General features: G+C 63.4%; 11 protein-coding genes. 1 reads left to right on the top strand and 10 read right to left on the bottom strand.

The genetic code is table 11. The features are described from left to right. Window positions 1-2: 2 nt before the first annotated feature. The 7 genes from BUA36_RS20060 to BUA36_RS20090 form a co-directional block, all read right to left on the bottom strand. Complete coding sequence (locus tag BUA36_RS20060; RefSeq protein WP_072787102.1) at window positions 3-1,691, bottom strand: GspE/PulE family protein; 1,689 nt, start codon at window positions 1,689-1,691, stop codon at window positions 3-5. Next, entirely contained in the window at window positions 1,688-2,878 is a 1,191-nt protein-coding gene (locus BUA36_RS20065) for a type II secretion system F family protein (RefSeq protein ID WP_072787103.1), read from the bottom strand. Before BUA36_RS20065 ends, BUA36_RS20060 begins: the two co-directional genes overlap by 4 nt. A gap of 25 nt (window positions 2,879-2,903) precedes the next feature. Then, the gene (gene gspG / locus BUA36_RS20070; RefSeq protein ID WP_072787104.1) at window positions 2,904-3,347 is read right to left on the bottom strand and encodes a type II secretion system major pseudopilin GspG; all 444 of its coding nucleotides are present in this window, start codon (window positions 3,345-3,347) and stop codon (window positions 2,904-2,906) included. Window positions 3,348-3,424: 77 nt separating this feature from the next. Then, on the bottom strand, window positions 3,425-4,225 hold the full coding sequence (gene epsA / locus BUA36_RS20075) for an XrtB/PEP-CTERM-associated transcriptional regulator EpsA (protein WP_072787105.1): 801 nt from the start codon (window positions 4,223-4,225) through the stop codon (window positions 3,425-3,427). Window positions 4,226-4,227: 2 nt separating this feature from the next. Continuing rightward, window positions 4,228-4,926: a winged helix-turn-helix domain-containing protein gene (locus tag BUA36_RS20080; protein WP_072787106.1), complete on the bottom strand. Its 699-nt coding sequence runs from the start codon at window positions 4,924-4,926 to the stop codon at window positions 4,228-4,230. Between the two features lie 139 nt (window positions 4,927-5,065). Beyond that, window positions 5,066-5,698 (bottom strand): NF038129 family PEP-CTERM protein, encoded by a 633-nt coding sequence (locus tag BUA36_RS20085; RefSeq protein ID WP_072787107.1) that lies wholly within the window; start codon window positions 5,696-5,698, stop codon window positions 5,066-5,068. 14 nt (window positions 5,699-5,712) lie between these two features. Beyond that, on the bottom strand, window positions 5,713-8,736 hold the full coding sequence (locus tag BUA36_RS20090; protein WP_072787108.1) for an ExeM/NucH family extracellular endonuclease: 3,024 nt from the start codon (window positions 8,734-8,736) through the stop codon (window positions 5,713-5,715). A gap of 209 nt (window positions 8,737-8,945) precedes the next feature. Between BUA36_RS20090 and BUA36_RS20095 the strand changes: the two genes are divergently transcribed. Further along, on the top strand, window positions 8,946-9,542 hold the full coding sequence (locus BUA36_RS20095; protein ID WP_072787109.1) for a PEP-CTERM sorting domain-containing protein: 597 nt from the start codon (window positions 8,946-8,948) through the stop codon (window positions 9,540-9,542). Here the strand turns inward: BUA36_RS20095 and BUA36_RS20100 are convergent. From BUA36_RS20100 to BUA36_RS20110, 3 genes are all read right to left on the bottom strand, one after another. Beyond that, a complete protein-coding gene (locus BUA36_RS20100) occupies window positions 9,505-10,515 on the bottom strand; it encodes a TIGR03790 family protein (RefSeq protein ID WP_072787110.1) in 1,011 nt (336 codons plus the stop codon). The two genes, BUA36_RS20095 and BUA36_RS20100, sit on opposite strands and share 38 nt — an antisense overlap. A gap of 90 nt (window positions 10,516-10,605) precedes the next feature. Next, window positions 10,606-12,021 (bottom strand): mannose-1-phosphate guanylyltransferase/mannose-6-phosphate isomerase, encoded by a 1,416-nt coding sequence (locus BUA36_RS20105; RefSeq protein WP_072787111.1) that lies wholly within the window; start codon window positions 12,019-12,021, stop codon window positions 10,606-10,608. A 4-nt stretch (window positions 12,022-12,025) separates the two neighbouring features. Beyond that, a complete protein-coding gene (locus BUA36_RS20110) occupies window positions 12,026-13,177 on the bottom strand; it encodes a nucleotidyltransferase family protein (protein ID WP_072787112.1) in 1,152 nt (383 codons plus the stop codon). Between the last annotated feature and the right edge of the window lie 224 nt (window positions 13,178-13,401).

The following is a 13,401-nucleotide window of genomic DNA, read 5'->3' on the forward strand; positions in this document are numbered from 1 at the left end:
CTCTACGCATGCAGGGTCACCCGTTTAATTTCAGTCAGCGTGGTACCGCCACGCTTGACCAGTTCCAGTGCGGCCTGGCGCAAGCTGCGCGTGCCGTTCTCATAGGCGGCCTGCTTGATCTGGCGGATCGGCTTCTTGTCCACAATCAGTTCGCGGATTTCATCGTTCAGTGTCAGGATCTCGGCGATCGAGCGGCGGCCCTTGTAGCCGGTGCCGCGGCAATCGCCGCAGCCCTTGCCCTGCATGAAGCGGAAGTCGTAGGCGTCGGCGCGCGTCATGCCGACGCTGGCCAGCTCGTGATCGTCGGGCGTGTATTCGGTGGCGCAGTGCGGGCAATTGGTGCGGATCAGGCGCTGCGCCCAGATGCCGTTGAGCGCCGACACAAACGCATACGGATCGATGCCCATGTGGGTAAAGCGGCCAAACACGTCAAACACGTTATTCGCGTGCACGGTGGTCAGCACCAGGTGGCCCGTCAGCGCCGACTGCACGGCGATTTCCGCTGTCTCGCGGTCGCGGATTTCGCCGACCATGATCTTGTCCGGGTCATGGCGCAGGATGGAGCGCAGGCCCTTGGCGAAGGTCAGGCCCTTCTTTTCGTTGACCGGGATTTGCAGGATGCCCGGCAGCTGATACTCGACCGGGTCTTCAATCGTGATGATCTTCTCGCGGCCGTTGTGGATTTCGGTCAGGGCCGCGTACAGCGTGGTGGTCTTGCCGGAACCGGTCGGTCCCGTCACCAGCAGCATGCCGTAGGCTTCCTGCGCCAGCGTGCGCAGCGACACCAGCGATGGCGCATCAAAGCCCAGCGCCTCCAGCGTCAGCGAGCCGTAGGCCTCGATCATGGCGCGCTTGTCGAGAATACGGATCACCGCATCTTCGCCATGGATGCTGGGCATGATGGAGACGCGCAGGTCGATCTCGCGTGCATTGGCTTCCACGCGGAAGCTGCCGTCCTGCGGCACGCGGCGTTCGGCGATGTCCAGCTCCGCCAGCACTTTCAGGCGCGAGATGATCTGCTCGGCCACATCGACACCGTTGACGGCGGTGGCGTGATCCAGCACGCCGTCCACGCGGTACTTGACCGCCAGGCCGCCGGCCGTGCTTTCCAGGTGAATGTCCGAGGCGCCAGCTTTGAGCGCATCGTACAGGGTCGAGTTGACCAGCCGGACCGCCGGGCTGGCGCCTTCCGAGACCGAGGCAAACGACAGCACGGCCGCCGTCTTGCCATCGCGCCGGCCTTCGCTGGCGCCGGGCAGCAGCGAGTCGGTGGCGCGCGCGGACTCCTCCTGCTTGGACAGGTAAGCCTGAATGTCGGCCTGCAGCGCCAGCCGCGTTGGCAGCGGCGCAGCGGGCGTGGCGCGCGCCTGCGTGCCCAGCCAGGTCTGCAAATCCAGGTCGAACGGATCGGCGATGACACCGATTACGGACTGGTCGTGCGCGCGCAGCAGCACGCAGTGGCGTGCCATGGCCTGCGACAGCGGCAGCAAATCCCAGGCTGGCGTGTAGGCCAGCATATCGACCGTCTCCAGCACCGCCATCCCGAAGGGCTGCGCCAGCGCCTGCACCAGCAGGCGCGGCTCGGTGCCGGTGAGCGCTTCCAGCTCTTCCACCAGCGTGCGTTTCGATTGCTGGCGCAGATGGCGCGCACGCGCCACCAGCGCCATATCGATGGCCTGTACAGCCGTCATGACATATCTCCAGCCAGATCAAAGATCGGCATATACAGCAGTACCACGATGGCGCCGACCACCAGGCCGATGGCCGCCATCAGCAGCGGTTCAAAAGTACGGGTAAAGCGTTCGATCCAGCGGCTGATTTCACCGTCGTAAAACGCTGCGGACTGGGTCAGCATCGGTCCCATGTCGCCGGTGCGCTCGCCCACGCGCAGCATGCGCAGCGAGATCGGTGTGGTCAGTTGTGCGGCGTCAAATGCGGTCGACAGCGGCAAGCCGGATTCCACGGCGGCGCGCGCCGTTTGCAGGTTGCCGCGCATCGCCGCCGACACCATGCCTTGCACCGTTTCAATCGCGTGCACGATGGTGATGCCGCCCTCGCTGAGCATGCCCAGTGTCAGGTATAGCCGCGACAGTTCGTAGATGCGGACACGCTCGCCGATGCCAGGCAGGCGGCTCAGCAGACGCACCATGCCGCCATTGGCCATGAGCTGGCGCACGCCCAGCACCAGCGTGCCCAGCACCGCGCCGATGATCGCCAGCAGCAGCGTGGTATGGGCGCCCGCGAACTGGCCCCAGTTCAGCATCTGCTGCGACAGCCACGGCAGGTTGCGGCCCGCGCCCTGGTACACCTCGGCAAAGCGCGGCACCACATAACCGATCAGGAACAGGCTGACGCCGCCGCCGACCAGCAGCAGGATGCACGGATAGATGGCGGCCGACACCAGCTTGCCGCGCACCAGGTCGATGCGCTGCTGGTAATCGATGAAACGCGACAGTGAACGCGGCAGGTCGGAGGTGCCCTCGGCCGCCTTGACGATGCCGACATACAGCGGCGGGAACAGGTCCGGCTGTTCGGCCAGCACGGCGGAAAAGCGCTGGCCTTCGCGCAGGCCGGCCAGCAGCCGTTCCAGCACGCCGCGCGTGGCCGGATTGGTTTCCTTCTCCAGCAGCGCCTCCAACCCTTCGACAATGCCCAGGCCCGCCGTCAGCAGCGCCAGCAGCTCCTGGCTGAACAGCACCAGCGACAGTGCGCGGCGCTTGCCGCCACGGCCTGGCAGGCCGCTGCGCACCGGAGCGATCGAACTCACGAACAAACCGCGCGCTTCCACCTGGCGGCGCGCGTCCGCCTCATCGCGGCCATCGATCACCAGATGGGAGATGACCATATCGGCCGACAAAGTACGGACATCAAACTGCATGGGTGCGGCTTTCTAGGGGTGTGGCTTATTGCGAGCTGATGTCGGCGTCTTCACCCGTGCCACCTGACTGGCCATCGCGGCCCAGCGAGGTAATCTCAAATTCGCTCTTGGTGCCTGGCGCCTTGTACTGGTAAGGGTGGCCCCATGGATCCGGCGGAATGCCTTTTTTCAGGTAGGGACCGTTCCATTTGGCGCCGGCCGTGGCGGGCGCGGTAATCAGCGCACCCAGGCCCTCTTCCGTGGTCGGATAGCGGCCGACGTCGAGGCGGTAGGTATCCAGCGATTTCTCAAACGCCTCGATCTGCGCCTTGGCGATGGTGACTTCCGATTTACCCAGCTGGGCAAAGTATTTCGGTCCAACATACGCTGCCAGCAAACCGATGATGACGATAACCACCAGCAGTTCCAGCAAGGTGAAGCCAGCTGCCTTGTGCGCGCTGGTCTTGCGGCCATTCTTTACAACTTCCATCCCAGGTACTCCTCAGCGTTAAGCCCGCCGGCTCAAAGCCAGAGGCTACCATGCGCTTTGCACTTCCGACAATCTTTTTATGCCGCGCGCGCCAGTGGTAGCGGTGCCCGGTCGAATAAATGCAACGCCATGCCACGCGCGATGGCCTGTGCGCGGTTGGACACGCCCAGCAAGCGGTACAAACGCTGCAGATGGTTTTTGACCGTCAGGCCGCTGATGCCGAGGATCAGGCCGATTTCTTCGTTGCTTTTGCCTTCGCGCACCCAGTGCAGGATTTCCGCCTCGCGCGCGCTGACCGGCCGCGCCAGCGTGCCGACCCGCGCCTGCGCCTGCTGGCGGTTGATGCGTTGCAAACTCATGTGCAGATACGGCAGCAGCAGTTCCAGGAAGTAGGCCTGGCGCGGCTGCGGCCGGTGCGGCAGGCCAAACAGCACAAAGAAGGTGGAACCGCCCGGCAGGCGTTCCGAGCCATGCAGCAGCAGGTTCTCCATGCCCAGCTCGCGCAGCTCGCCCTGGAACGGCGCCAGGCCCTGGCCGGCTTTGGGCGCATCGGCGCCGGGTCCCGCATCCAGCATGGCCGGCAGGCGCCCGCTGTGGCGACAGTGGCGCGCCAGACGCAGCGCCAGGCCATCGTCACGGTTGCTGAGGCGGCTGCGCAGTTCGGCATCCAGCACCGTGCTGTGCAGGCACTCGACGTGCTGCAGCTCGTCCTGCGCGCCCAGTTGCAGGCAGACCATAACCTGGTGCGGCAGCAGGCTCTGCAACTGCCCCTGGGTCCACAGGAAGAACTGGCGCGCATCCTGCACCGGCAATGCGGCCTCGATCGCGTGCAGCAGGTATTCCTGTTCCAGCTTGCTCAGTATGACCAGCTGTTCCATGCTCACGCCTGGGCCGCGACGAAGCGGTAGCCGCTGCCGCGCACGGTTTCGATGCGCTGCTGGTAGCCGCTTGGCTGCAGCGCGCTGCGCAGGCGGCCGACATGGGTATCGACGGTGCGCTCATCCAGGTAGGAACCACTGCCCCACACCTGGTCCAGCAGCTGGGCACGCGTGTGCACGCGCTCCGGATGGCTCATCAGGAAGTTCAGCAGCTTGAATTCGACGCGGCCCAGCGCCAGCTCGCGCGCGCCGGCCGTTACGCGCTGGGTACACGGATCGAGCCGCAGGCCGGCCAGCTGTACCGGCGCGTCGGCCGGCGATTGCGGCTGCCAGCGGCGCAGCAGGCAATGCACGCGCGCCACCATCTCGCGCGGGCTGAAGGGCTTGGTCATGTAGTCATCGGCGCCGCTTTCCAGCGCCATGATCTTGTCGTGCTCGCCGCAGCGCGCGGTCACCATCATCATCGGCAGGCCGCGCGTGCGCGACTGCGCGCGCAAGCGGCGCACCAGCGACAGGCCGGACTGGCCCGGCAGATTCCAGTCCAGCAGCACCATGTCGGGCAGCTGGTCTTCCAGCATCAGCAAGGCGCTTTCGGCGTCCGCCGCGCGGCTGATCTGGTGGCCCGCCATGCCGAGATTCAGGGCGATCAGCTCCTGGATTGCTGGCGTGCTTTCAACGATGAGAATGTGAGCGGCTGGCATAGCGGTTCCCTGTAAAGGAAATACTATGCAATAAGCAATGTGGCTTTACTAATATGATTTCTTTGATAGATTTAGAGTTTTTACGTATAAATACGTAAAAAAGCGCACCCGAAGGTGCGCTTTGGGGAAGAGCAATAAATTAAGCCTGTTGGCGGCGGCGCGCAAAGCCCAGCAGCGCAAGGCCGCCAGCCAGCATGGCCCACGTGGTCGGCTCTGGCACTGGCGTGGTCACCACGCCCGAACCGAATACTTCGCTGGCCACACTGCCCTGGCCGCCTGGCGTGAGCGACGGCGTCCAGTTCAGGCTCAGCAGGCTGCCATTGACGTTGCTGCTATTGCCCAGCAGCGTCTGTTTGTCGCTGCCAAACAACGATACCGACAGCGTCGAGCCAAACTGGGCGGACGGATCGGCGTCGCCGCTGAAGGCGACGTCGAAGCTGACCTTGCCTTTGCTGAAGTCCACCGCGTGGAACAGGTCGTTGTAGCCGCCCGCCACGTTCTCGATGCGGAAGCCGGTCAGCAGCGAGCCCGTCACGTTCGACAGCTCGGCGTCAGCGCTGCTACCCCAGTTGCCGAAGTTGCTCAGGTTGGCAAAGGTGCTCACCGCGCCCAGCGGCGAGCTGTTGAGCTGGATGTCGATATAGCCGTTGCTGCCATAGCTGCCGGTATTCAGTTCGACATGCAGCGTGCCGGCAGCGGAGGCCAGGCTGGCGCAGGCGGCCAGTGCCAGCGCCATCACGGCGCGGCGGAAGTTGAGTGCTTGGTTAAACATGATCGTGTGCTTTCTTAGAAGTTACCGCTGTAAATTTTGACTGCCGAGTAAGTGACGCTGCCGGTGCCGGTCTTGGTAAACGCGGTCGGCACGGTCAGGCTCGCGCCTGGGGCCAGCGTGGCTTGGTTAATGGTCAGGTAAGGCGAACCGTCATGGCTGCCGTTGCTGCCCACCAGCGTGGCGCCGGCCACCAGACCATCGAACTGCACCTGGAACGGGCCGCTCAGCGCGGTGCTGCCAGTGTTGGTCAGGGTGACGTTGCCGGTCCACTTGGCGGTGGCGCGGTTGTACACCACGGGCGCAGCCACGGTGCGGATGCTGGCGCTGACGTCGGTGTTTGGCGCTTGCAGGTTGAGGCTGATGACCACAGGGTCATGGTCCGACGCGCGGTAAGGCGCGCTGGTGTATTTGTCCTGCGGCTTGCCGTCGGTGTTGTAGTCGATCACGGTCGGTTCATCCGCATTGTTGTGCCATTCCGCTGCATCCACCACTTGCGGGCTCAGCGCCGGGCTCGCCAGCGCGTGGTCCAGGTAACCGGTTTCGCCGTTGAACACGAACGAGTACGGCATGTTGCCGCTGCCGCGCACGAAGCGCTCCAGCTGGTTGACGTAGCCGGTGGCGGTGATGGCAGCGATCGGGTCTTCAAAGCCGTAGGAGTTGAAGTCGCCAATCAGCAGCACGCGCGCATCGTTGGCCGAGGCTACCACTTGCGGCACGAAGCTGTTCACCAGACGCTTGGCCTGCTGGATACGGGTGGCGTTCCAGCAGCTCTGGCTGTCGTTCTGGTCGGCGTCCGCGCCGCCGGTCGGGCAGCTGCCCTTGGATTTCAGGTGGTTGACTACCAGCGTGAACTTGGCGCCGTTGGCGGCACGGAAGGTCTGCGCCATCGGCGGACGGTTGTTGATGGCGTCAGCGTCCGACAGCGCGCCGCCCACCAGCGTCAGTGCCGACGGTTTGTAGATCATGGCCACGCGGATGGCGTCGGTGCCGGTCGCGGCTGGCTTCGGTACCACGGCATAGGTTTTCAGGCCGGTGCCGGGCGCGATCGCATCGTTGAGCGCATCGACCAGTTTGGTGACGGTGTACTCGCCGCTGTTCTGAATTTCCATCAGGCCGTAGACGTCGGCGTTGATGGCCTTGAGTTCGCCCACGATCTTGGCGGTCTGACGGTTGAACTCGTTCAGATTGTCGGCGCCGCGGCAGTTCGATTTCGAGATGCTGCTGCCCAGCGAGCAGCCGGCATTGGTGTTGCCGGCCACATCGGTGCCGTTGGTGAAGGTGGTGAAGTAGTTCAGCACGTTGGCGCTGGCCACTTTGATGTTGCCGGCCGCCAGCGCTGGCGGCGCCGTGCGGGGATTATCCTGCGAGAACACCGGTGCTTCGGTTGGCTGCAGCTTGAAGCCCGCACCGCCGCCGCCCTTGGCGCCAAAGTCCACCACGCCGGTCAGGCCGGACACGGTGTCGCCCGCGCGCAGCGAGCCATCGTCGCCCAGGTAGGGGATGGTGGTCGGCGTGGTGAAGATGCCGTCGTCGAGGATGATCTGGTTGCGCTGGTTGGCGGCCGCTTGCGCGATCGCTTCCGGCGTGCCCGGACGATAGCGGTTGGAGGCGATTTCCAGACGGCCCGAGGACAGCGTCACTTCGCCGCGCGTGCCCAGGAACTCCAGCTGCGATACGGTCAGCGGCTGGCTGAAGCGCACCAGCATGCCTTCCACCTGGCCCAGGTTGGCGTGCGGCAGCTGGACATTGGTTGGCGTGACGCTAATGCCGCCGGCCAGCTTGGCGATGTTGGTGATGGTGGTCAGTTCGGTGTACGAACGGCTGGCGCCGGACGGGGTGTATTCGCTGACGGTGCCGGTGATGCGGATTTTGTCGCCGACCTGCACGGTGCCGATATTGCCGGCCGTGGTGAACACAAACATGCCGTCCGAGGTCAGCGGATTGCCGTCGCCGTCCGGGTCCTGGAGGAAGAAGCCGGAGCCGACCTTGGCCGTGACCACGCCTTCGGTGGTCTGCACGGTGCCGGCGTAAGGGCTGGCATCGCCCTCGCCCTGGATCTGCGGAATGGTGTGGGTGATGCCGGCCGGTGCGCTGATCGCCACGCTGATCGCGCAGCTGGCTTCCTGCGTCTGGTCGTTGCCGAACTTGACGGTGACCGGATAGGTGCCGGCCTTGACGCTGGCTGCCACGTTCAGGCTGGCGGTGGCGACGCCACCCGCTGCCGACGCCGGCTGGAAGTTGACCAGGCTGATGCCAGGCACCGCCGCCGAGGTGATGATGGCGCTGTTGACGATGCCGTCGGCATCGGTGGCGCTGAGGTCGGCAACGCCGTTGACGCCAAACGCCAGCGACAGGTTGCCCGGGCAGGTGGCCACGATCGGTGGCGCGGTCGGCGCGCCGCACACATTGAGGGCGCTGGCGCGGTTGCGCGGCGCCGGCGCGCCGCTGCTGAAGTCGGCGCCGTTGTTGTCGGTGTCGGTGCAACCGCCGGCAGCGCGCAGGGCCGCCGTGGTGTTGCTCAGGGTCGGCGCCACCGTGCCTTCAAAATAGCTGGCCGTGCCAAAGCCGATCAGGTCGGCAAAGCTGCCCACCGCCGGCGAACCGCCCGCCAGCGCTGCGGTACCGGCCACCAGCGCCACCTTGCCGGTGGTGCCGCTCAGCGCCAGGGTGCCGGTCGTATCCGGGGTCGGCAGGTCGTCGGTGCCGCCGGTGCCGACGGCTTCCTGCACCAGGAAGTACTGGCCAGGCTGCAGCACGGTATTGCCGCTCAGCTTGGTCACCTGCCAGCTGGTGCCGGCCGCGCTGGCGTATTGCACGCTCCAGCCGCTGATGTCCACGGCGGTGCTGCCGCGGTTGAACAGTTCAATAAAGTCGTTCTTGTATTTGGCGCCGGAATTGCCACCACCGCCATACACCTGGCTGATCACCACCTGGGATGACACTGGAGCAACGGCAACAGCGGCGGCGTGGGCCGACAGACCGGCCAACAGGGCGGCGGCCATCACGGTGCGCGCCGGCGGAGGGAGAATTTTTTTCATGAACTGTCCTGGAATATTAACAAATTGACTTTGAAGCTTGCAATTTGCATATTAGGACTTCGTCATGACGGCATCATGACGCAGGCTTAGTCCGTTCAGACTAAAGCTGCGCGTGTGCGGCGTCCGTGATTTGCCATAGCAATTTATGGAGAACGTGCTACACTGATTACCACAGTGAAATATTAGTTTCTAATATTTAATCGAATCCCATGAAAACCTGCCTGCCTTGTCGCCTCCTGCTTTGTGCTGCCACGCTGACGTTCAGCGGTCTTGCGTCGGCAGGTGGCGCGGTATCGGCGCCGGCCTCGCCGTCCCCTTGTCTGAGCCAGCCCGGCACCGCGCTCACGCCAGCGCAGCAGCAAGAACAGCTGCGGCAAACCTGGCGCCGGCATTGCTACCTGGCCGATGCAGAAGCGGCCGACACTGAACTGCAGATGAAGGCTGCGGACCAGCCGCAGGACGAGGCGCTCAAACTGCTCGATGACCTACCGGGCACCCACCGTTCACTGGGCGGCCCGGGCACCACGCCGGTAGACAGCTGGATGACGGTCAGGCACGGTGATGGCGACAGCAATCTGTGGCGCGCGGATGGCGGCCCTGGCAGCTGGTCCGCTTACGCCAATCCGCCCTATCAGCATGGCGAGCACTACCGTCCCATGTCGACCGAGGGCGCCGCCCTTCCCGCCGTACCCGAGCCGCAACAGTACGGCATGCTGCTGAGCGGACTACTGCTGCTTGGCGCCGCGCTATGCCGGCGGCACTGGCGCCTCAACGCCGGTAAGGCGCGGCGAGCGGCTCGCCAATAAACACCCCTTGCGCGGGCCAGGCCACACTGCGCCAATACGCCTCAATCGCGCTCACGCCACGCAGATAATGCGCCAGCAGCATGCTGGGCTGCGGGAACTTCTGCCAATAATTGCAGGGCTCACTGACAGTGCCATAACTGGCGGTCGCGCCCGCATCGAGCCAGCGCAGGCTGCTCATTTGCGCGCTCCCCAGCAAATCACCGCCAAACGATGTCAGGCTATCCGCCAGCGCACCGGGCAGGAATTGCAGCGTATCGAGCTTGGCAACGCGCGCCATCCCGGTCTGATAGACCATGACGTCTTTTTCATTTTCTATCGCATCGGCATTGAGCCGCTTGATGGTCAGCTTGCGCGTTGCAATCACGCCGGCACGGGGAAAGAATGTTGCCCGGCTGTTGCGGGCATGCTCGCTGGTGGTCAGGTAATACGCGCTGGCCGCTGGCGTACTGAAGCCGCTGGCCACACCGCGCCCGATCAGCGCCTTGGCCTGTTCGATGGAGTCGGTCGGCAGCAGCATGGCCAGCCGCATGCCATGCTCGGCATACGGATGCGCCGAGGCGCTGCCAAAATACGGATTGGGTTTGGATGGGCCGCAAGGCGTGGCGCAGATCGTCGCATCCAGCCCCATGGCGTAGGCACTCGTGATGGAGTTGCACTCCACGGCATAAGGCGCGGTCCACACCATCAGCACGGCCTCGATATGCGGCCCTAGCTTGGCGTCGATCTGTTCCTTGAGCTGGCGGAATTGCGCCGCATCGAGCTTGCGTGGCCGATCCGGAATGCGCACGTGGACGACGTTCTCGGCCGGCACATTGCGCGTCTGACGGTAATACTCGCCGATCTCGACACTGTTGGGTTCGTCATCATTGATCACCAGTGCCAGCTGTGCCGGCTTCAAGCCCGCTGGTGCTGGCGCCAGCTGTGCGTGTGCCACCCCCAGCAGGCAAAACAGCGCCGCCCAAGCCACTATCATCTTTCGCAATTACAGGTTCCAATCTCAGATGCAGTTATGAAAAACGTCGGCTGGCACTGTAACATACGGCGTGGGCGGCGGCGATATGGATCAACTCCGCTGATAGACATCCTCGAAGCGCACGATGTCGTCTTCGCCCAGATAGCTGCCCGATTGCACTTCAATCAGGTGCAGCGGCAGTTTGCCCGGGTTTTCCAGACGGTGGTTCATGCCAATCGGGATATAGGTCGACTCGTTTTCCGTCAGCAGCGTCACTTGATCGCCGCAGGTCACGCGGGCGGTACCGCTGACCACGATCCAGTGTTCGGCACGGTGATGGTGCATCTGCAGCGACAACTTGCCGCCCGGGTTGACGGTGATGCGCTTGACCTGGAAACGCTCGCCCAGATCGATGCCCTCGTAGCAGCCCCATGGACGATAGACGCGGGTATGGTGCAAGTGCTCGGTACGCTGCTGGGTTTTGAGGTGCTCGACAATATTCTTGACGCGCTGTACCTGGTCCTTGTGCGCCACCAGCACCGCGTCCGCGGTTTCCACCACCACCAGATCCTTGACGCCAACCACGGCCACGATCCGGCTTTCCGCGCGCACCAGCGAACCGCTGACATCGTCCAGATAGACGTCGCCACGGCTGACGTTGCCCTGGGCATCGGCCGGCTGCACTTCCCACAGCGCCGACCAGGAGCCCACATCGCTCCAGCCGATCGAGGCGGGCACCACCACGGCATGGCGGGTGCGCTCCATGACCGCATAGTCTATCGAGTCCGCCGGGCAGGCAGCAAATGCGGCTTCATCGAGACGGCAGAAATCGAGGTCGCGATAGCTCTGGGCGACCGCAGCGGCCGTGGCGCTGGCCATGGCCGGCTGAAACGCCTCGAGCTCGGCCAGATAGGTGGCAGCGCGGAACAAGAACATGCCGCTGTTCCAGTAGTAAGTGCCAGCGGCCAGGAATTCCTGTGCCGTGGCGCGGTCCGGTTTTTCTACAAAGCGGTCGACTGCAAACGTTCCCGCCTGCGCCAGCGCCTGGCCAGCGTGAATGTAGCCATACCCCGTCTCCGGCGCGGTCGGCACAATGCCGAACGTGGCCAGCGCGCCGTTTTGCGCCGCCTGCGCCGCCTGGTCAATCGCCGCGTGGAACGCCGGCACGTCCGTGATCACATGGTCGGCCGGCAGCACCAGCATCAGCGCCTCCGGGTCCAGCGCCTGCAGGTACAAGGCCGCCGCCGCGACCGCCGGTGCCGTATTGCGCGCCAGCGGCTCAAGCATGATGCCTTGTGGCGCCAGATTGATTTCGCGCAACTGCTCGGCCACCAGGAAACGGTGCTCGTTGCCGCAAACGATCAGCGGCGCTTCCAGCGCAGCATGGTCACGCAGCCGCAGCGCGGTTTCCTGCAACATGGTGCGGTCCGATACCAGCGGCAGCAATTGCTTCGGCAGCGCCGCGCGCGACAATGGCCACAAACGGGTGCCAGCGCCGCCGGACAGAATGACAGGATAGATTTTCATGGACTTACACTCTTTGGATTGAAACGATATTCTTGTCCAGACGGCGCTTATTGCGGCGGTCGCGCGCATTGGCCCAGGCATCTGGATCATAGTCGGAGACATGCTTCATGTCACCGGACCGGTCGACACTATAATCTTTAAACACGATCATTTCGTCGAGAGAAACATTCGGTAACACTCGGGTGTACTCAAATAGGACGCTGCGTTTGAGCTGGGCGCCGCTGCAAATATGGCTGCCGCTGCCGATCCAGGTAGGTCCGACAATGCTGACGCCGCTTTCGATGCGGGTGCCGGAACCGATGTAGACCGGGCCTTCGATCGTGGTGCCTTCCCAGTCGATGCTGGTGTTCAGGCCGACCCACAGACCATCATTGATCTGGATGCCGGGCATATCGAGGTGCGCCACTTCCCCCATCAGCACGCTCTGGCACACTTCCCAGTAATCGGTGACGGTACCAATGTCGATCCAGTTGAAGCTGCGGGTCTGCGCGTAGAACGGCATGCCTTTGGCGGCCAGCAGCGGGAACAGGTCGGAACCGATGTCAAAGGTTTCCTTGCTAGGAATCAGGTCCAGCACTTCCGGTTCAAAGATATAGATACCGGTGCTGGCAAAGTTGGACAGCGCCTCTTCCTGGCTGGGTTTTTCCTGGAACGACTTGATGCGGCCATCGGACTCGGTCACCACCACGCCATAGCTCGACACTTTATCCCACGGCACTTCCTTGGTGACCACCGAGGCCATCGCGCCCTTGCGCTTGTGTTCGAACAGGGCCGACTTGATGTCCAGATCGATGAGCGCGTCGCCGCACAGCACGATGGTGGTCTCATCGAAGAAGCCGCCGAACTCCTGGATTTTTTTCATCCCGCCAGCCGAACCCAGCGGCTGTGGCACCACTTCGCCCTGGTCATTGGTATAGCCTTCAAAGGAATACCCGATCTGCACCCCGTACTGATAGCCTTCGCCGAAATAATCTTCGATCTTTTCATGCAAATAGCTGACGTTGACCATGATTTCCTTGACCCCGTACTTGGCCAGGTGTTCGATCAGATATGCCATCACCGGTTTGCCCAGAATTGGAATCATGGGCTTGGGCAGATCATACGTCAGCGGACGCACACGCGTGCCCTTACCTGCAGCAAGTATCATTGCTTTCATTCCTAGTCACTCCTTTGTCGCAATTATCATTTGGCGCAACTGGGATGGTCAGCACCACATCGACCAGCAGCATGTTCTGGCATTGCAGATGCCGCGTTTTAAGTGGGCAATATTACAACATTTCGCGCACTCCCGCCAATTGTGACATGACAACCGTGTGTTGTGACATGCAACTTTGTATCGTGCGCGCAATAAGATGCTGCGGCGCGACATTTTAGCATATC

This window comes from Duganella sacchari (genome assembly GCF_900143065.1).
GTDB lineage: Bacteria > Pseudomonadota > Gammaproteobacteria > Burkholderiales > Burkholderiaceae_D > Rugamonas > Rugamonas sacchari.

What these genes read in the sequence shown, in the direction of transcription:
- gspG (WP_072787104.1), bottom strand. Translation starts at nt 3,347, where the DNA reads ATGGAAGTTGTAAAGAATGGCCGCAAGACCAGCGCGCACAAGGCAGCT.
- BUA36_RS20065 (WP_072787103.1), bottom strand. Translation starts at nt 2,878, where the DNA reads ATGCAGTTTGATGTCCGTACTTTGTCGGCCGATATGGTCATCTCCCAT.
- BUA36_RS20090 (WP_072787108.1), bottom strand. Translation starts at nt 8,736, where the DNA reads ATGAAAAAAATTCTCCCTCCGCCGGCGCGCACCGTGATGGCCGCCGCC.
- BUA36_RS20060 (WP_072787102.1), bottom strand. Translation starts at nt 1,691, where the DNA reads ATGACGGCTGTACAGGCCATCGATATGGCGCTGGTGGCGCGTGCGCGC.
- BUA36_RS20100 (WP_072787110.1), bottom strand. Translation starts at nt 10,515, where the DNA reads ATGATAGTGGCTTGGGCGGCGCTGTTTTGCCTGCTGGGGGTGGCACAC.
- BUA36_RS20085 (WP_072787107.1), bottom strand. Translation starts at nt 5,698, where the DNA reads ATGTTTAACCAAGCACTCAACTTCCGCCGCGCCGTGATGGCGCTGGCA.
- BUA36_RS20105 (WP_072787111.1), bottom strand. Translation starts at nt 12,021, where the DNA reads ATGAAAATCTATCCTGTCATTCTGTCCGGCGGCGCTGGCACCCGTTTG.
- BUA36_RS20080 (WP_072787106.1), bottom strand. Translation starts at nt 4,926, where the DNA reads ATGCCAGCCGCTCACATTCTCATCGTTGAAAGCACGCCAGCAATCCAG.
- epsA (WP_072787105.1), bottom strand. Translation starts at nt 4,225, where the DNA reads ATGGAACAGCTGGTCATACTGAGCAAGCTGGAACAGGAATACCTGCTG.
- BUA36_RS20110 (WP_072787112.1), bottom strand. Translation starts at nt 13,177, where the DNA reads ATGAAAGCAATGATACTTGCTGCAGGTAAGGGCACGCGTGTGCGTCCG.
- BUA36_RS20095 (WP_072787109.1), top strand. Translation starts at nt 8,946, where the DNA reads ATGAAAACCTGCCTGCCTTGTCGCCTCCTGCTTTGTGCTGCCACGCTG.